Genomic DNA, 17,501 nt, shown 5'->3' on the forward strand with positions numbered 1-17,501 from the left:
CGGCGAAACGACCGCCGATCCGAGGCGGTCCGTACCCTACTGGCCGGTACGGACCGCCTGCCCGTGTATGCGGCATCTCGATGCCGCTGCGGGGGCCTCAGAGAGGTAGGGTCGGGGGTGGTCGGGGACATCCCAAATACAGCTCGCCGGCACCGCATGGCCGGCGTACCAACGAGGAGATCGGTTCGTGACGATCCGCGTAGGCATCAACGGCTTCGGCCGTATCGGGCGTAACTACTTCCGTGCACTGCTGGAGCAGGGTGCCGACATCGAGATTGTGGCTGTCAACGACCTGGGTGACACCGCGACCACCGCTCACCTGCTGAAGTACGACACCATCCTGGGCCGTCTGCAGCAGGAGGTGTCCCACACCGCCGACACCATCACCGTCGACGGTCACACCATCAAGGTGCTCTCCGAGCGCAACCCGGCCGACATCCCCTGGGGTGAGCTGGGCGTCGACATCGTCATCGAGTCGACCGGCATCTTCACCAAGCGCGAGGACGCGGCCAAGCACCTCGCCGGCGGCGCCAAGAAGGTCCTCATCTCGGCTCCGGCCAAGGACGAGGACATCACCATCGTGATGGGTGTCAACCAGGACAAGTACGACGCGGCGAACCACCACGTCGTCTCCAACGCCTCGTGCACCACCAACTGTGTGGCCCCGATGGCGAAGGTCCTGGACGAGAACTTCGGCATCGTCAAGGGTCTGATGACCACGGTGCACGCGTACACGAACGACCAGCGCATCCTGGACTTCCCGCACAAGGACCTGCGCCGCGCCCGTGCCGCCGCCGAGAACATCATCCCGACCACGACGGGTGCCGCGAAGGCCACCGCCCTGGTCCTGCCGCAGCTCAAGGGCAAGCTGGACGGTATCGCCATGCGCGTCCCGGTCCCGACCGGCTCGGCCACCGACCTGGTGGTGACCCTCCAGCGCGAGGTCACCAAGGACGAGGTCAACGCCGCGTTCAAGAAGGCCTCCGAGGACGGCGACCTCAAGGGCTACCTGGCCTACACCGAGGACGAGATCGTCTCCTCGGACATCGTCGGCGACCCGGCCTCCTGCACCTTCGACTCCTCCCTGACCATGGTCCAGGAGGGCAACTCGGTGAAGATCCTCGGTTGGTACGACAACGAGTGGGGCTACTCCAACCGCCTCGTGGACCTGACGGTCTTCGTGGGCGACCAGCTCTGATCGCCGAAGATCGCAGCAGCAGGACCTTGAAGTGAGAGCAGGGCTCGGGCAGCGCACCGTCGCGCTGTCCGGGCCCTGTCTCGCGCACGGACCACGCCCTCTTACGATCAGGGGCATCAAGAGCCCTCCCCAGGAGTCCACTCAATGAAGACGATCGACGAACTTCTCGCCGACGGCGTGAGCGGCAAGCGGGTTTTCGTCCGCGCCGACCTCAACGTGCCGCTGGCCAGCGGGACCATCACCGACGACGGCCGTATCCGCGCCGTCCTGCCCACCGTCAAGGCCCTTGCGGACGCGGGCGCCAAGGTGGTCGTCGCCTCGCACCTGGGACGCCCCAAGGGTGCCCCGGACCCCGCCTTCTCCCTCGCTCCGGCCGCCTCCCGCCTGGGTGAACTCCTCGGTTCCGCCGTGGCCTTCGCGGCCGACACCGTCGGCCGGTCCGCCCGGGACACTGTCGCGGGCCTCACCGACGGCCAGGTAGCCGTCCTGGAGAACCTGCGCTTCAACCCCGGCGAGACCGCCAAGGACGACGCCGAGCGCGGCGCCTTCGCCGACCAGCTCGCGGAGCTCGCCGATGTCTACGTCGGTGACGGCTTCGGTGCGGTGCACCGCAAGCACGCCTCGGTCTACGACCTCCCGGCCCGCCTGCCGCACTACGCCGGCTACCTGATCGCCACCGAGGTCGGCGTCCTGAAGAAGCTCACCGAGGACGTCAAGCGCCCCTACGTCGTCGCCCTCGGCGGCGCCAAGGTCTCCGACAAGCTCGCCGTCATCGACGAGCTGCTCGGCAAGGCCGACCGCCTGCTCATCGGCGGCGGCATGGCCTACACCTTCCTCAAGGCCAAGGGCTACGAGGTCGGCATCTCCCTCCTGCAGGAGGACCAGGTCCCGACCGTCACCGAGTACATGGAGCGCGCGGAGAAGCTGGGCGTCGAGCTGCTGCTCCCCGTGGACGTCGTGGTCTCCCGGGAGTTCCCGGACCTGAAGACCAAGGCGCCGACCGAGAACACCGTGGTCGACGCGGACAAGATCCCCGCCGACCAGGAGGGGCTTGACATCGGCCCCAGGACCCGAGAGCTGTACGCCTCGAAGCTCGCCGACGCCGAGACCGTCTTCTGGAACGGTCCCATGGGCGTCTTCGAACACCCCGACTATGCCGAGGGCACCAAGGCGGTCGCCCAGGCCCTCGTCGAATCGGACGGCTTCACCGTCGTCGGCGGCGGTGACTCCGCCGCGGCCGTGCGTACGCTCGGCTTCGACGAGAATGCATTCGGCCACATCTCGACCGGTGGCGGCGCCTCCCTCGAATACCTCGAGGGCAAGACGCTCCCCGGCCTCGCCGCACTGGAGGACTGACCTCAATGAGCACGCGCACGCCGCTGATGGCGGGCAACTGGAAGATGAACCTCAACCACCTCGAGGCCATCGCGCACGTCCAGAAGCTCGCCTTCGCCCTGGCCGACAAGGACTACGACGCCGTCGAGGTCGCCGTCCTGCCGCCCTTCACCGACCTGCGCTCCGTGCAGACCCTGGTCGACGGCGACAAGCTCAAGATCAAGTACGGTGCCCAGGACATCTCGCAGCACGACTCCGGCGCCTACACCGGCGAGATCTCGGGCCCGATGCTGGCCAAGCTGAAGTGCACGTACGCCGTGATCGGCCACTCCGAGTGCCGCCAGTACCACAACGAGACCGACGAGCTGGTCAACGCCAAGGTCAAGGCCGCCTACAAGCACGGCCTGACCCCGATCCTGTGCGTCGGCGAGGAGCTGGACGTCCGCGAGGCGGGCAACCACGTCGCCCACACCCTCAGCCAGGTCGAGGGCGGTCTCAAGGACCTCCCGGCCGAGCAGGCCGAGACCATTGTGATCGCCTACGAGCCCGTGTGGGCCATCGGCACCGGCAAGGTCTGCGGCGCCGAGGACGCCCAGGAGGTCTGCGCCGCCATCCGCGGCAAGATCGCCGAGCTGTACTCGCAGGACGTGGCCGACAAGGTCCGCATCCAGTACGGCGGCTCCGTGAAGTCCGGCAACGTCGCCGAGATCATGGCGCAGGCCGACATCGACGGCGCCCTGGTCGGCGGCGCCTCGCTGGACGCCGACGAATTCGTCAAGATCGTGCGCTTCCGCGATCAGTGATCAGGGCTTTGAGTAGGCGGTAGCGGCGATACGTCGTACCCTTGCGGGGGCACAGCCGTGGTGCTGTGCCCCGTCCATCCGAATCCGAGGAAGTTGGTCCAGCCGTGGTTTTGGGGTTCTCGATCGCCCTGATCGTCTTCAGCCTGCTGATGATGCTGCTGGTGCTGATGCACAAGGGGAAGGGCGGCGGTCTCTCCGACATGTTCGGTGGCGGCATGCAGTCGTCCGTGGGTGGCTCCTCCGTCGCCGAGCGCAACCTCGACCGCATCACCGTCGTGATCGGTCTGCTGTGGTTCGCGTGCATCGTCGTCCTCGGCATCCTGATGAAGACGAGTCACTGATCCGCGTCTCACCAACACATACAGTTCGTACGTAAGGCCCCATGTACGGTACGCGCTCCTGAGCGCGGCCTATCATGGGGCTTGCGTCTAGATGTGGGGGCTGTAACTCCAATCACTGGACGCGCGTTGGGCCTTACGTAGACTGAGGCGCTCGCAACGAAGCGAAACGCCGACTCGCTTCGCGGCACCATCACGCAGGGAGTTACACCGTGGCAAGTGGCAACGCGATCCGGGGAAGCCGGGTCGGGGCGGGGCCGATGGGTGAGGCCGAGCGCGGCGAGTCCGCGCCGCGGCTGCGCATCTCCTTCTGGTGCTCCAACGGGCACGAGACCCAGCCCAGCTTCGCCAGCGACGCGCAGGTTCCCGATACCTGGGACTGCCCGCGCTGCGGCTTCCCGGCCGGTCAGGACCGGGACAATCCGCCGGCCCCGCCGCGCACCGAGCCGTACAAGACGCACCTCGCGTACGTACGGGAACGGCGCAGCGACGCGGACGGCGAGGCGATCCTCGCCGAGGCGCTCGCCAAACTGCGCGGCGAGATCTAGAACTTGTCACGGCCGGGTGCCCGAGGGTGCCTGGCCGGCGCCGTTTCCGCTCGCCCGGGCACTCCTGGGCGCGCTGCTCGGCGCAGCCGTGGCCACCTGCCGGGGCGCTGACCCTGCCCCGTCGGCCGCTGCCTTCTTCGGCCTGCCCGTCACCTCGCTGATACCGGCGCGCAAGCCGGACGTACCTGTTGTTGCACGCTTGGACGATGTCACGACCGCTCGTCCGACGTGCTGATCAACTAGGTTGGATCCGGCAGCGGGGCAAGGTACGCAGCAGGACAGGTTGCAGGAAAGAAGGCTGAAGTCGGACATGAACGCAGACGGCCGTACCAGGCTCAACCAGACGCCCGAGTGGACCGCGCTCGCCAAGCACCGCGAGGAGCTGGCCGACACCCCTCTGCGGGACCTGTTCGCCGCTGATCCGCAGCGCGGCACGGGGTACACCCTGCAGGTCGGTGACCTGTACATCGACTACTCGAAGCACCTGGTCACCGACGAGACGCTGCGGCTGCTGCGAGAGCTGGCCGCCGCGACGGACGTCTTCGGCCTGAGGGACGCCATGTTCCGCGGCGAGAAGATCAACGTGACCGAGAACCGGGCGGTGCTGCACACCGCGCTGCGCGCCCCGCGCGACGCCGTGATCGAGGTCGACGGCGAGAACGTCGTTCCGGCCGTGCACGCCGTCCTGGACAGGATGAGCGCCTTCGCCCGGCGCGTCCGTTCGGGTGAATGGACGGGGCACACCGGCCGGCGCATCAAGAACGTGATCAACATCGGTATCGGCGGCTCCGACCTGGGCCCGGCGATGGCCTACGAGGTGCTGCGCAGCTTCACCGACCGCGACCTCACCGTCCGCTTCGTCTCCAATGTGGACGGCGCCGACCTGCACGAGGCCACCCGCGACCTGGACCCGGCCGAGACGCTGTTCATCATCGCCTCCAAGACTTTCACCACCATCGAGACGATCACCAACGCCACCTCGGCCCGGAAGTGGCTGCTGGACGCGCTGGGAGACGAGTCCGCGGTGGCCAAGCACTTCGTGGCGCTGTCGACGAACGCCGAGAAGGTCGCCGAGTTCGGCATCGACACGGCCAACATGTTCGAGTTCTGGGACTGGGTCGGCGGGCGGTACTCGTACGACTCCGCGATCGGCCTGTCCCTGATGATCGCGATCGGCCCCGACCGCTTCCGGGAGATGCTCGGCGGATTCCACCTGGTCGACGAGCACTTCCGCACCGCGCCCGCCGAGTCCAACGTGCCGTTGCTCCTCGGCCTGTTGGGCATTTGGTACGACAACTTCCACGACGCGCAGTCGCACGCGGTGCTGCCCTACAGCCACTACCTGTCCAGGTTCACCGCCTATCTCCAGCAGCTGGACATGGAGTCCAACGGCAAGTACGTGGCGCGGGACGGCAAGCGGGTCGAGTGGCAGACCGGCCCGGTCGTGTGGGGCACGCCCGGCACCAACGGGCAGCACGCCTACTACCAGCTCATCCACCAGGGCACCAAGCTCATCCCCGCGGACTTCATCGGCTTCGCCGAGCCGGTCGCCGAGCTGAGCGGTGAACTCAAGGGCCAGCACGACCTGCTGATGGCCAACTTCTTCGCCCAGACCCAGGCCCTCGCCTTCGGCAAGACGGCCGAAGAGGTCCGTGCGGAGGGCGTGCCCGACGAGCTGGTCCCGCACAAGACCTTCCCGGGCAACCGGCCGACGACCACGATCCTCGCGCGTGAGCTCACCCCGTCCGTGCTCGGCCAGCTGGTCGCCCTCTACGAGCACAAGGTGTTCGTCCAGGGCGCGGTGTGGAACATCGACTCCTTCGACCAGTGGGGCGTGGAGCTGGGCAAGGTCCTCGCCAAGCGCGTCGAACCGGCCCTGACCGAGGGCGCGGAGGTCCCGGGCCTTGACGCCTCGACGAAGGCGCTCGTCGCCAAGTACCGGGAGCTGCGCGGCCGGAGCTGACCGCCCGTCGCCGCGGCGACGATTTCCCTGTGCGTTTTCTCTGCGCGTCCTCTAGGGTTCCGCTGAATTCAGGGGAGGACATGCATGAGACGCAGGGGGTTCGCCGCGGCGGTCGCGGTGGCCGTGGTGGGGATGTCGGCGGTGGGCTGCGGAAACAGATACGAGCCGCCGGAAGCGAAGAACGGCGAGCCCGCGGTCATGGCGGAGGCCGGGCCGGCCTACTCCGGTCCGGCGGATGTGCCGGAGCGGCTGGAGGCCGACGGGACGACCATCACCGTGGGCGACCCGGGCGCCACGGTGACTGTGCACCTGTACGAGGATCCGCGGTGCCCGGTGTGCGAGGAGTTCGAAAGCGCCGGGGGCGCCCCGCAGCTGCGCGCGGCCACCGTCCGGCGGACGGCGAAGACGGAGTACACCCTCGCCTCGTTCCTGGACGACCGGCTCGGCGGCAAGGGCTCCGAGAAGGCGGTCAACGCCCTGCGAGCCGCGCTGGAGGCGGGCAGGTTCGCCGAGTACCACGACATGCTTTTCGCCAACCAGCCCGAGGAGAGCGTCGACGGATTCACCGACGCCTACCTGCTCAGGCTGGCAGGGCGGATCCACGGGCTGCGCGGTCCGGCCTTCGACTCGGCCGTCAGGACCATGAAGTACCGCTCGTTCGTGACCGCCTCCCAGAAGGCGTACGAACGCGCGGGCGGGACCGAGGACCCGCAGGGACCGGGCACCCCCACCGCCGAGATCAACGACGTACGCATCCCGGCGGAGAACAACGGCGTGCTCTTCGACCCGGATGTGTTCGCTCTCCTGCTGTCGAAGTTCGGCGCGGGGCCGGTGGAGTAGCTCAGGCCACCGCGCTCAGCGTGTCCGCAAGCCGGCGGCGCGCCGCCCGGGCGGCGGGCAGGGCGGCGAGGGCGGCGGCCCCCAGCACGGCGCCCGCGCCCAGCAGGAGCAGCAGACCGGGCGAGGGCGATCGGGCGATACCGGCGCCGATACCGCTGGAGCTGCCCTGGGCGTCGATCAGCCGGTGCGCCAGCGGCAGTCCCAGTGCCGTACCGGCGAGGACCGCGGCCAGGGCCGTGCAGGTCGTCGCCGTCACGGTGATCGCGGTGATCTGCCGGGGGGACATGCCGATCGCTCTGAGCGCCAGCATGTCCCGCTCGCCCTCCCGGACGCTCCCGCCGATCGCGGTGAGCAGTTCGACCAGTCCGATCAGGGCGAGCACGGCGATCAGCCCGGCCACCACGGCGCGCAGCGGGGACAGCCCGTCGGCCGGGTTGGTCACGGGGTGCACGTCCAGGTGTCCGCGGCCGGCCGTGGCCAGGGCGGACGCGACCCGCTGCGGGTCGGCGCCCGGGCGCAGGCGGAGCTGGTAGAACGCCGGGGACAGCCCCGGGTCGTTCTCGCGCAGGGTGTCGAGGGAGGTCGTCACGACCCGGCCGGCGTTCTGCGGTTCGATGCTGCGGCCCACGATGTGCAGGATCTGCGGCTGCTCGCCCACCGTCATCCGCACCCAGTCCCCGACCCGCACATGCAGCAGGTCCAGCAGGCCCTGACCGGCCACCGCCTCGTCCGGTCCGTGCGCGGCCCGGCCCTCGGCGACGGTGTAGGGGTACGGCTGTGCGCGCGTGCCGAGCCCGCGCAGGGCGATCGTCCCGGTCTGGCCGGGGACCAGCGCGGCCACCTCGACGCCCGGATAGGCGGCGGCGACCCGGTGGTCCGCCGCCAGCAGGGCCCGTACGCCGGTGTCGTTCATGCCGCCGTCCGAGCGGACCGTGAGCGCCGTGGGCAGGCCCACCCGCTCCGGGCTGCTGTGGAAGCGGTCGATGGTGGTCCACGCGCTGAGCGCCACCACGATCAGCAGCAGGGGCAGCGTCAGCCGGGCCACGCCGGCCAGCGACCGGCCGCGGCCCGCGAACGCCTTGTGGCAGCCCAGGACCAGCGCGGCCGGCAGCCGCAGACCCAGGGCGCGCCGGGCCAGACCGGTCAACCGGCCGCCCGCCGGAGCCGACGGGCGCGGGACGGGCACCGGAGGCACCCGGCCCGCCCGCCAGGCCGCGAGTCCCGTCGTCAGGCCGATGAACAGCACCGCCGCCACAGGCACGGCGGACAGCGCCACGGTGTGCCCCGGCAGCCCCTGCCACACGCCCACCGCGTCGCCGAGCCGTCCCGGGATCCGGTTGCCGAGGCCCTCGGCGAGCGCGGCCGTGGCCACCCCGCCCAGCACGGCGTACGCCAGGTGCTGGAGCAGGAAGATCCGCACCACCTGGCCCGGTGTGAAGCCGATCGCCTTGAGCACCGAGATGTCTCGCAGATGGCCTCGGATACGGGTGCTGATCGCCCCGTGCACGGCGAGTCCGGCGGCGACCAGGGCGCCCAGCCCGAACAGGCCGAGCACCTGCCCGAGGAGCCGGTTCTCGCCCTGCGCCTCGGCCCGTGCCTGCTGCCAGGTGGACACCTCGCCGACCGCGCCCGCGCCCAGCACGGTGACGGCACGCTGGACCGCGTAGTCCGTGTCGGCCGGGTCCTTCAGACGCAGCCCGGTCACCTCGCCGCCGGGGGCGCGCACCGCGGACGGCAGCGCCCACACCAGCCCCGGCTGCGCGCCTGGGCTGTAGCCGGGCTCGGCGCTGTCGGCGATGCCTTCGACCTTCAGGGTGCGGGCGGTGCCGGGCAGGGTGAGGGTGTCGCCGGGCTCGGCCAGCAGGGCCCGCGCCAGGCGGCTCTCCAGGACCACGCCGTCCGGCTCGGCCGGGTCCAGCCAGTGGCCGGTGGCGAGCAGCGGGCGGCCGACGGAGGGCAGGTGCGGGGTGCCGCGCAGCTCCACGGAGGCTCGGGTGCCGCGGGAGGCGACGGTGGTGGACTCGGTCCGATAAGGGCCGGCGACGGATTCGACACCGTCCAGCCGGACGAGCTTGCGGGCGTCGGCGGAGGCGGCCGTGTGGATCCACACATGGGCCCCGCGGGCCTGGGTGAATGTCCGCTGCCAGGGGTTGGTGGCATAGCCGAAGAGGGCGGCGGCCAGCAGCAGCGAGGCGACGATGCCGGCGGTGGCGAGCGTGATGAACAGCGCCTCGCCGCGGTGCGTGCGCAGATCGGAGTGGGCCCAGCGAAGGGTGGCTCGCACGGCTCAGTCCCCGGTCCCTGGCAGTCGGCCTGCCATCAGTCCCTCAGCTCCAGCACACCCGATGTCCCGGGCTTGCGGGACGGCGTGCCGTCCAGTGCGGCGTCGTCGGCTATGCGGCCGTCGAAGAAGCTGATCACCCGGTCGGCGGCGCTGGCCAGCCGGGCGTCGTGGGTGACCAGCACGATGGTCTGGCCGCGTCCGTGGAAGCGGGACAGCAGCCGCATCACCTCGCGGGTGCCCTTGCTGTCGAGGCTGCCGGCGGGCTCGTCGGCGAGCAGCAGCGGCGGATGGTTGACCAGGGCCCGGGCGAGGGCGACCCGCTGCTGTTCGCCGCCGGACAGCTCGCCCGGCATGCTGCGCTCCTTGCCCTGAAGACCCAGTTCGGAAAGGAGCGTCTCGCGCTCGGCCCGGGCCCGCTTGGGCGGTACCCCGGCGAGCAGGGCGGGCAGCTCCACGTTGTCGGCGACGGACAGGTTCGACACCAGGTTGAAGAACTGGAAGACGATCCCGATGGCCTTCCTGCGCTCCACGGCCCAGCGCGCCTCGCCGAAGGAGTCCGTGCACCGGCCGTCGAGCCAGATGCTGCCCTCGTCGGGCCGCTGCAGGCCGCCGAGCAGGTGCAGCAGGGTGGACTTGCCGGCTCCGGACGGTCCGGTGATCGCCACGAACTCGCCCCGCGCCACGTTCAGGTCGACCCCGCGGACGGCCCGTGCGGGCGCACCCTCGCCGTGGTGGGTCTTCATCAGTCCCTCGGCGCGCAGCACAGGAGGGTGGGCGTCACTCACTCCAGCTCCTCCAGCTCCTCCTGGCACCGTTCCAGCCAGTCGAGGTCGGCCTGCAGGTGCAGCATCGCGCCCTCTATGAGCAGATGGGCGATTCGGTTGTCCCGGTTCTCGGCCGCGGCCAGCTTCGACAGGTTGCGCATGGTGTTGAGGTACTGGCGCCGCTGTCTGTTGATGAGAGCGACCTGGTCGGCGAGACCGGTCTGCGGGGCGAGCGCCAGCTTCATGAAGAACTCGTCCCGTACCCGCGGCTCGTCCTCGGTCTCCTCGAACCAGGCGTGCAGCGCCTCCCGCCCGGCGTCGGTGAGGTGGTAGACCTTCTTGTTGGGCCGGCTGGACTGCTCGACGTCCTCGCCCTCGATCAGTCCCGACTTCTCGAGGCGGCCGAGGGTCACGTAGATCTGGCCGACGTTCGGCTGAGGGTACGCGGAGCCCAGCAGGACCTCAAGGTCCTGCTTCAGCTCGTAGCCGTGGGCCGGTCCGCGTGCCAGGAGTGCCAGGAGGGGCAGGCGCACTCGTGCTGTCCTCCCGTCTGCGCAATGTGCTCCAGGCCCTAGTATCGCCCATACCTAACAGGTATACATGGCCTCTGACCGACGGGCGAGGGTGCCCGTGGCCGGTGTACGTGTTCAAGGAGGAACCTATGCGGTGGATGCGCGCCGCCGGTAGGGGGCTCCTCGTTCTTGCCGTGGTCCTGAGCGGGTACACGGCCTCCGGCGCGCACGCCGACGAGGGCAGCCGGAGGGGGCCGCTCACCTTGGCCACCGCCGGTGACCTCACCGGTTACCTCGGTCCGCTCCTGCAGGGCTGGAACCGCACCCATCCCGCCGAGAAGGTCACCCTCGTCGAGCTGCCGGACTCCGCCGACGAGACCCATGCGCAGATGACCACCGATCTGCGCGGCGGCGACCGGGGCCGGTTCGACGTCCTCAACATCGACGTCAACTGGACCTCGGAGTTCGCGGCGGCCGGCTGGATCCGCCCGCTGCCCCCGGACCGCTTCCCGCTGAAGACCTTCCTGCCGCCGGTCGTGGACACGGCCACCTACGACGGGCGGCTGTACGCCGTGCCGTACGTCACCAACGCCGGACTGCTGCTCTACCGCAAGGACGTCCTCGCCAAGGCGGGCGTGCCGCCGCCGCGCACCTGGGCCGAGCTGGAGCACGACGCGAAGACCATCGCGCCCAGGTACGGCCTGGACGGCTACGCGGGCCAGCTCCTGCCGTACGAGGGCCTGACCGTCAACGCGGCCGAGGCCGTGTACTCGGCGGGCGGCACGATCCTCGGCGACGAGGGCACCCGCGTCACCGTGGACTCGGACGCCGCCCGCGAGGGCATCGACTTCCTCGTCCGCGGCCTGCGCGAGGGCTGGATCCCGAAGGCGGCGCTGACGTACAAGGAGGAGGAGTCCAAGCAGGCCTTCCAGGACGGCCGGCTGCTCTTCCTGCGCAACTGGCCCTACGCCTACGCCGTGGCCTCGGCCAGGGGCTCCAAGGTCGCCGGCCGGATCGGCGCCGTACCGCTGCCGGGGCCCCACGGGCCGGGGACGAGTGTCCTGGGCGGCTCCAACCTGGCGGTCAACACCCACGCCCGGCACCCCGACTCGGCCGCGCGCCTGATCGCCTACCTCACCAGCGAGCGCGTACAGCGCCAGGTGCTCACGCGGGGCGCGCTGCCTCCCGTACGCGCCGCGCTCTACGAAGATCCCGCGCTCGTACGGCAGTTCCCCTATCTGCCGACCCTGCGCTCCGCCGTCCTCACGGCCGCCCCGCGCCCCAAGAGCCCGCACTACGACCAGGTCAGTCTGGCGGTGCAGGCGGTCGTGCACGACGCGCTGACCGGGCACGAGACGCCTCAGGCAGCGGTACGGCGACTGGCGCGGGAACTCGACGCCGTCGCCCGTCGATAACCCTCTTTCTAGTTACTTGTTAAGTAACGCGGACGTCTCATCTCGGTTCACGCTGCACCGGTAAGTCCGTATTTGGGCACCCGACTCCCCAGTAGCTTTCGTTCTCTTCATTGACACCCTCGCGACACGTCTACCTAACATGCATGCATAACTGCTGCCCTTCACAGAGACAGGTCAATGGGTTGAACAGGCACCACTGGTGGCGCGATGCGGTGATCTACCAGGTGTACGTCCGCAGCTTCCTGGACAGCACCGGTGACGGCATCGGCGATCTGGCCGGCGTCCGCGCCGGACTGCCGTACCTGAAGAAGCTCGGCGTCGACGGCATCTGGCTGAGCCCCTTCTACCCCTCGCCCCAGCACGACCACGGCTACGACGTCGCCGACTACTGCGGCGTCGACCCGCTCTTCGGCGACCTCGCCGAGTTCGACCTGCTGATGGCGGCCGCACGACGGCTCGGGATCAGGGTGCTCCTGGACATCGTCCCGAACCACTGCTCCAGCGAGCACCCGTGGTTCCGCGAGGCCCTCGCAGCCGAGCCGGGCAGCCCGGCCCGCGCCCGCTTCCACTTCGCCGACGGCCGCGGCCCCGACCGCGCCGAGCCGCCCAACAACTGGCACGCCATGTTCGGCGGCCCGGCCTGGAGCCGGGTCACGGAGGCCGACGGCCGCCCCGGCCAGTGGTACCTGCACATGTTCACGCCGGAGCAGCCCGACTGGAACTGGCGCAACCCGGAGATCCCCGCCGAGTTCGAGCGTGTCCTGCGCTTCTGGCTGGACCGGGGCGTGGACGGCTTCCGCATCGACGTCGCCGCCGGCCTCTACAAGCACCCCGAACTGCCCGACTCGGACGACCCGGAGGCCGACGCCCGCACCCGCGACTCGGTCAACCCGCTCGCCTGGAACCAGCCCGAGGTGCACGAGGTGTGGCGGCGCTGGCGCTCCCTGTGCGAGGAATACGCGGACCAGGACGGCCGAGAGCGGCTCCTCGTCGGCGAGGTCTCCGTCCCCACGGCCCGCGAACACGCCCACTACGTCCGCCCGGACGAACTCCACCAGGCCTTCTTCTTCGACCTGCTCGGCGCCACCTGGGACGCCGACGCCTTCCGCAAGGTCATCTCCGAGGCCATGCAGGACATAGCCGGCACGGGCTCGACGGTCACCTGGGTGCTCAACAACCACGACCAGGTGCGCACCGTCACCCGCTACGGCGAACCCGCCACCGAGGGCAGCGGACTCGGCGCCGCCCGCGCCCGTGCCGCCGCGCTGCTGATGCTGGCGCTGCCCGGAGCCGCGTACATCTACCAGGGGGAGGAACTGGGCCTGCCCGAGGTCGTCGACCTGCCCGACGACGTGCTCACCGACCCGATCTTCCACCGCACCGGAAGCCGCGCCCGCATCCGCGACGGCTGCCGGGTGCCGCTGCCCTGGTCGGGTCAGGCCTCCCCGTTCGGCTTCACCTCCGGCGCGGAGAGCGCCAAGCCATGGCTGCCGCAGCCCTCGTACTTCGCCGAGTACGCCACCGACCGGGCCCTCGCGGACACCCGCTCCTTCTGGCATCTGTACCGCGACGGCCTCCAGCTCCGGTCCACCCTGCCCCAGCTGGGTGAGGGCACGCTGCGCTGGCTGGACAGCCCGCCCGGCGTCCTCGCCTTCGCCCGCGGCGACGGCCTGGTCTGCGCCGTCAACTTCGGTACGTCCCCCACGCCCGCGCCGGCCTCCGGCACACCCTTGCTGTCCAGCGGTCCGTGCCCGGCCGGGGTGCTGCCCGGCTCGACGGCGGCCTGGTGGCTGAACGACCTCTGATTTTCCGTCAACTCACACTCCCCTGAAGGGACATCAACGATGATGCGACGACGTACGACCCTGCTCACGGGCTGCACCGCCCTCGCCCTGGCCCTCGGCGCGACCGCCTGCGGCGGCGGCCCGGTGACCGCCGGCGGTGACGACAAGGCGCTCAGCGGCCAGACGGTCACCGTGGCCGGTGTCTGGTCCGGCAGCGAACAGAAGAACTTCCAGAAGGTGCTCGACGCGTTCAGCGCGAAGACCGGCGCCAAGACACAGTTCGTCTCCACCGGCGACAACGTCTCCACCGTCGTCGGCAGCAAGATCGAGGGCGGCAACGCCCCCGACGTGGTGATGGTCCCGCAGGTCGGCGTGCTCCAGCAGTTCGCGAAGAAGGGCTGGCTCAAGCCGCTGTCGCCGACCACGGAGCAGACCGTCGACGCCGGCTACGCGCCCGTGTGGAAGAAGTACGGCAGCGTCGACGGCACCCTCTACGGCCTCTACTTCAAGGCCGCCCACAAGTCGACCGTCTGGTACAGCCCCGACGCCCTCGCCCAGGCCGGCGTCAAGCCGCCGAAGACCTACGACGAGATGCTCAAGGCCGGGCACACCGTCTCCGACTCCGGGCTCGCGGCCTTCGCCGTCGCAGGTCAGGACGGCTGGACGCTCACCGACTGGTTCGAGAACATCTACCTCTCCCAGGCCGGACCCGAGAAGTACGACGCCCTTGCCTCCCACAAGCTGAAGTGGACCGACCCGAGCGTGGTCCAGGCCCTCGGCACACTCGGCAAGCTCTTCAAGGACAAGCAGCTGATCGCGGGCGGCCAGAAGGGGGCGCTCAACACCGACTTCCCCGGCTCCGTCGAGAAGGTCTTCGGCCCCAAGCCCGAGGCCGGCATGGTCTACGAGGGCGACTTCGTCGCAGGCGTCGCCCACGACCAGTTCCAGAAGTCCATCGGCACGGACGCGAACTTCTTCCCGTTCCCGGCGGTCGGCGGCGGCAGCGCACCGGTGGTCAGCGGCGGCGACGCGGCCGTCGTCCTCAAGGACGGCAAGAACGCCAAGGCAGGCATGAAGCTCCTGGAGTACCTGGCGACGCCGGAGGCGGCCGCCGTGTGGGCCAAGGCGGGCGGCTTCCTGTCCCCGAACAAGAAGCTCGACCTCTCCTCCTACGGCGACGACGTCTCCCGGGCCACCGCCAAGTCCCTCGTCTCGGCCGGGGACTCGGTCCGCTTCGACATGTCCGACCAGGCACCGGCCGCCTTCGGCGGCACCAAGGGCACCGGCGAGTGGAAGCTGCTCCAGGACTTCCTGCGCGACCCGTCCGACCCGAAGGGGACCGCGGCGAAGCTGGAGGCCGCCGCGGCCAAGGCCTACCAGGACTGATCCGCCATGACCGCCACCACACTCGTGACCAAGGAGGCGGGCCCGCGAGCCGCCGGCGCGGCCCGGGGGCGCCGCAGCCGGCGGCGCGCCCGCGCCGTCGCCCTGCTCTTCGTCTTCCCCGCCCTGCTCCTGCTCGGCGCACTCGTCGTCTACCCGGTGCTCTTCTCCGTCGGCCGCAGCTTCTTCGACGCCTCGGGCACCCGGTTCGTGGGCGGCGACAACTACGCCGAGATGTTCCGCGACCCGGCGACTCTTAAGGCCATCCGCAACACCACGATCTGGGTCGTCGTGGCCCCGGCCCTGCTCACCGGCCTCGGCCTGATCCTGGCCGTCCTGGTGGAGAAGGTCCGCTGGGCCACCGCCTTCAAGCTCCTGCTGTTCATGCCGATGGCGGTGTCCTTCCTCGCCGCCGGCATCATCTTCCGCCTCGCCTACGACGAGGACCCGGACAAGGGCGTCCTCAACGCGGCCGTGGTCTCCGTCCACGACGCCTTCGAGGGAACCTCGTCGTATCCGACGGCGCGGGCGCGGGACGGGCAGGGGCTCACCCCCGGCCGGGACGGCTCGTATCTGACCGGCGCGGATGTGTCCCCGGGGCGCTCGGTGGCCCTCGGCCTGGTGGGCGTGCTGCCCAAGGACCTGCCGAACGGCGCCGCGCCCGCCTACCCGGCCGCGGGACACAAGCCCGCCGCCGACGAACTGCGCGGAGTCGTCTACCTGGACTTCACGCCCGGCGGGGGAGGGAAGCAGGGCAGGGTCGACCCGAAGGAGAGCGGCCTGCCCGGGATGAAGGTCGAGGCGGTGCTCGACGGAAAGACGGTCGCGAGCACGACGTCCGCGTCCGACGGCTCCTTCCGCTTTCCCGGGCTCCACGAGGGCTCGTACACGGTGAAGCTGCCCGCGTCGAACTTCGCGCCGCCCTACCAGGGAGTCTCCTGGCTCGGCCCGATGCTCGTCACCCCGGCGATCATCGGCGCGTACCTGTGGATCTGGACGGGCTTCGCGATGGTCCTGATCGGCGCGGGTCTCGCGAGCCTGCCACGGGACGCGCTGGAGGCGGCGCGGATGGACGGCGCGAACGAGTGGCAGATCTTCCGCAAGATCACGGTGCCGCTGCTCGCCCCCGTGCTGACCGTGGTGTTCGTGACCCTCGTGATCAACGTGATGAAGGTCTTCGACCTCGTCTACATCATCGCGCCGGGACCGGTGCAGGAGGACGCCACCGTGCTCGCGACCCAGATGTGGCTCGTGTCCTTCGGCGGCGGCAACAACCAGGGCCTGGGCAGCGCCCTCGGGGTGCTGCTCCTGCTCCTCGTGGTCCCCGCGATGGTCTTCAACGTCCGCCGTTTCCGAAGGAGTCAGCGATGAACGCGGTCAGGCGCGGTCTGGGCAACGGTCTGGTCCAGGCGTTCCTCGTGGTGATCGGCCTGGTCTGGCTGACTCCGCTGGCGGGGCTGTTCGTCTCCTCGCTGCGGTCCGCCCAGGACACGGCCAAGGGCGGCTGGTGGACGGCGCTGGCAGGCCCCGGCCAGCTGTCCTTCGACAACTACTCGGCGCTGCTGAAGAACGCCGGCATGACGCAGGCGTTCTGGAACACCGTGCTGATCTCGGTGCCGGCGACCACCCTGGTCGTCGTCATCGCGGCGCTCGCCGGATACGCCTTCGCCTGGCTGGACTTCCCCGGCCGCGAGCCGCTCTTCCTGCTGGTGGTGGCCCTGCTGGTGGTGCCGGTGCAGATCGGTCTGCTGCCGGTGGCCAAGCTCTTCGGACAGCTCGGCCTGTTCGGCACGATCCCCGGTGTGGTCCTCTTCCACGTGGCCTACGGCCTCCCCTTCGCGGTGTTCCTGCTGCGGAACTACTTCGCCGAGATACCGAAGGAGATGCTGGAGGCGGCGCGGATGGACGGCGGCAGCGAGTGGCGCATCTTCACCCGCCTGGTCCTGCCGGTGGGCCGCCCGGCCATCGCCAGCCTGGCCATCTTCCAGTTCCTGTGGGTCTGGAACGACATGCTGGTGGCGCTGCTCTTCGCCGACAGCTCCTCCCAGCCCCTGACCGTGCAGCTCCAGTCCCAGATCCGCCAGTTCGGCAGCAACATCGACGTCCTGGCCCCGGGCGCGTTCCTGTCCCTGATCGTGCCGGTGGTGGTGTTCTTCGCCTTCCAGCGGCACTTCGTGCAGGGGGTGATGGCGGGGTCGGTGAAGTAGTTCCCGACCCCGCCATGTGGCCCGAACGCCGGACGGGCTGGAATGCCTGAGGCCCACCTCCCGACCTGCCGAGTCGGGTGGCGGGTGGGCACAGGTCGGCGGTCCAGGGGGCACAGCCCCCTGGGAC

The 17,501-nt window shown here is 70.2% G+C and carries 15 protein-coding genes; 12 read left to right on the forward strand and 3 right to left on the reverse strand.

All coding sequences use genetic code 11. The features are described 5' to 3' along the window. Positions 1-187 precede the first annotated feature (187 nt). The 7 genes from gap (at position 188) to ACIRU3_RS14300 (ending at position 7,025) form a co-directional block, all read left to right on the forward strand. The gene (gene gap / locus ACIRU3_RS14270; protein WP_404055907.1) at positions 188-1,198 is read left to right on the forward strand and encodes a type I glyceraldehyde-3-phosphate dehydrogenase; all 1,011 of its coding nucleotides are present in this window, start codon (positions 188-190) and stop codon (positions 1,196-1,198) included. Positions 1,199-1,342: 144 nt separating this feature from the next. After that, entirely contained in the window at positions 1,343-2,554 is a 1,212-nt protein-coding gene (locus tag ACIRU3_RS14275) for a phosphoglycerate kinase (protein ID WP_404055908.1), read from the forward strand. A gap of 5 nt (positions 2,555-2,559) precedes the next feature. After that, entirely contained in the window at positions 2,560-3,336 is a 777-nt protein-coding gene (gene tpiA, locus ACIRU3_RS14280) for a triose-phosphate isomerase (RefSeq protein ID WP_404055910.1), read from the forward strand. 104 nt (positions 3,337-3,440) lie between these two features. After that, entirely contained in the window at positions 3,441-3,677 is a 237-nt protein-coding gene (secG, locus tag ACIRU3_RS14285; RefSeq protein ID WP_404055912.1) for a preprotein translocase subunit SecG, read from the forward strand. Positions 3,678-3,934: 257 nt separating this feature from the next. Continuing rightward, positions 3,935-4,222, forward strand: a complete 288-nt coding sequence (locus tag ACIRU3_RS14290; protein ID WP_019885342.1) for an RNA polymerase-binding protein RbpA — start codon at positions 3,935-3,937, stop codon at positions 4,220-4,222. A gap of 310 nt (positions 4,223-4,532) precedes the next feature. Further along, the gene (pgi, locus tag ACIRU3_RS14295; RefSeq protein WP_404055914.1) at positions 4,533-6,185 is read left to right on the forward strand and encodes a glucose-6-phosphate isomerase; all 1,653 of its coding nucleotides are present in this window, start codon (positions 4,533-4,535) and stop codon (positions 6,183-6,185) included. Positions 6,186-6,269: 84 nt separating this feature from the next. Next, entirely contained in the window at positions 6,270-7,025 is a 756-nt protein-coding gene (locus ACIRU3_RS14300; protein WP_404055916.1) for a DsbA family protein, read from the forward strand. 1 nt (position 7,026) lies between these two features. On the opposite strand, the gene ACIRU3_RS14305 is transcribed toward ACIRU3_RS14300, so the two are convergent. Genes ACIRU3_RS14305 through ACIRU3_RS14315 form a run of 3 tightly spaced genes read right to left on the reverse strand, consistent with a single transcriptional unit; the run spans position 7,027 to position 10,606 of the window. Further along, positions 7,027-9,309, reverse strand: coding sequence for an FtsX-like permease family protein (locus ACIRU3_RS14305; RefSeq protein WP_404055918.1), 2,283 nt, complete (start codon positions 9,307-9,309; stop codon positions 7,027-7,029). 35 nt (positions 9,310-9,344) lie between these two features. After that, positions 9,345-10,052: an ABC transporter ATP-binding protein gene (locus tag ACIRU3_RS14310; protein ID WP_404056238.1), complete on the reverse strand. Its 708-nt coding sequence runs from the start codon at positions 10,050-10,052 to the stop codon at positions 9,345-9,347. Positions 10,053-10,090: 38 nt separating this feature from the next. Beyond that, positions 10,091-10,606, reverse strand: coding sequence for a PadR family transcriptional regulator (locus ACIRU3_RS14315; RefSeq protein ID WP_404055920.1), 516 nt, complete (start codon positions 10,604-10,606; stop codon positions 10,091-10,093). Positions 10,607-10,734: 128 nt separating this feature from the next. Between ACIRU3_RS14315 and ACIRU3_RS14320 the strand changes: the two genes are divergently transcribed. The 5 genes from ACIRU3_RS14320 to ACIRU3_RS14340 all read left to right on the forward strand — a co-directional run bounded on the left by ACIRU3_RS14320 (position 10,735) and on the right by ACIRU3_RS14340 (position 17,374). After that, entirely contained in the window at positions 10,735-12,000 is a 1,266-nt protein-coding gene (locus ACIRU3_RS14320) for an ABC transporter substrate-binding protein (protein ID WP_404055922.1), read from the forward strand. A 143-nt stretch (positions 12,001-12,143) separates the two neighbouring features. Continuing rightward, positions 12,144-13,805 (forward strand): glycoside hydrolase family 13 protein, encoded by a 1,662-nt coding sequence (locus tag ACIRU3_RS14325; RefSeq protein ID WP_404055924.1) that lies wholly within the window; start codon positions 12,144-12,146, stop codon positions 13,803-13,805. Positions 13,806-13,844: 39 nt separating this feature from the next. Further along, complete coding sequence (locus ACIRU3_RS14330) at positions 13,845-15,170, forward strand: ABC transporter substrate-binding protein (protein WP_404055925.1); 1,326 nt, start codon at positions 13,845-13,847, stop codon at positions 15,168-15,170. A gap of 6 nt (positions 15,171-15,176) precedes the next feature. Beyond that, the gene (locus ACIRU3_RS14335) at positions 15,177-16,538 is read left to right on the forward strand and encodes an ABC transporter permease subunit (protein WP_404055927.1); all 1,362 of its coding nucleotides are present in this window, start codon (positions 15,177-15,179) and stop codon (positions 16,536-16,538) included. After that, the gene (locus ACIRU3_RS14340) at positions 16,535-17,374 is read left to right on the forward strand and encodes a carbohydrate ABC transporter permease (protein ID WP_404055929.1); all 840 of its coding nucleotides are present in this window, start codon (positions 16,535-16,537) and stop codon (positions 17,372-17,374) included. The genes ACIRU3_RS14335 and ACIRU3_RS14340 overlap by 4 nt, the downstream gene beginning before the upstream one ends. The last annotated feature ends 127 nt before the right edge of the window (positions 17,375-17,501 follow it).

Origin of the sequence: Streptomyces sp. NPDC101151, assembly GCF_044768335.1 — a bacterium.
Classification (GTDB): Bacteria; Actinomycetota; Actinomycetes; order Streptomycetales; family Streptomycetaceae; genus Streptomyces.

What these genes read in the sequence shown, in the direction of transcription:
- ACIRU3_RS14320 (WP_404055922.1), top strand. Translation starts at nt 10,735, where the DNA reads ATGCGGTGGATGCGCGCCGCCGGTAGGGGGCTCCTCGTTCTTGCCGTG.
- tpiA (WP_404055910.1), top strand. Translation starts at nt 2,560, where the DNA reads ATGAGCACGCGCACGCCGCTGATGGCGGGCAACTGGAAGATGAACCTC.
- ACIRU3_RS14275 (WP_404055908.1), top strand. Translation starts at nt 1,343, where the DNA reads ATGAAGACGATCGACGAACTTCTCGCCGACGGCGTGAGCGGCAAGCGG.
- ACIRU3_RS14310 (WP_404056238.1), bottom strand. Translation starts at nt 10,052, where the DNA reads ATGAAGACCCACCACGGCGAGGGTGCGCCCGCACGGGCCGTCCGCGGG.
- ACIRU3_RS14340 (WP_404055929.1), top strand. Translation starts at nt 16,535, where the DNA reads ATGAACGCGGTCAGGCGCGGTCTGGGCAACGGTCTGGTCCAGGCGTTC.
- ACIRU3_RS14300 (WP_404055916.1), top strand. Translation starts at nt 6,270, where the DNA reads ATGAGACGCAGGGGGTTCGCCGCGGCGGTCGCGGTGGCCGTGGTGGGG.
- pgi (WP_404055914.1), top strand. Translation starts at nt 4,533, where the DNA reads ATGAACGCAGACGGCCGTACCAGGCTCAACCAGACGCCCGAGTGGACC.
- ACIRU3_RS14330 (WP_404055925.1), top strand. Translation starts at nt 13,845, where the DNA reads ATGATGCGACGACGTACGACCCTGCTCACGGGCTGCACCGCCCTCGCC.
- ACIRU3_RS14325 (WP_404055924.1), top strand. Translation starts at nt 12,144, where the DNA reads ATGCATAACTGCTGCCCTTCACAGAGACAGGTCAATGGGTTGAACAGG.
- ACIRU3_RS14335 (WP_404055927.1), top strand. Translation starts at nt 15,177, where the DNA reads ATGACCGCCACCACACTCGTGACCAAGGAGGCGGGCCCGCGAGCCGCC.
- ACIRU3_RS14290 (WP_019885342.1), top strand. Translation starts at nt 3,935, where the DNA reads ATGGGTGAGGCCGAGCGCGGCGAGTCCGCGCCGCGGCTGCGCATCTCC.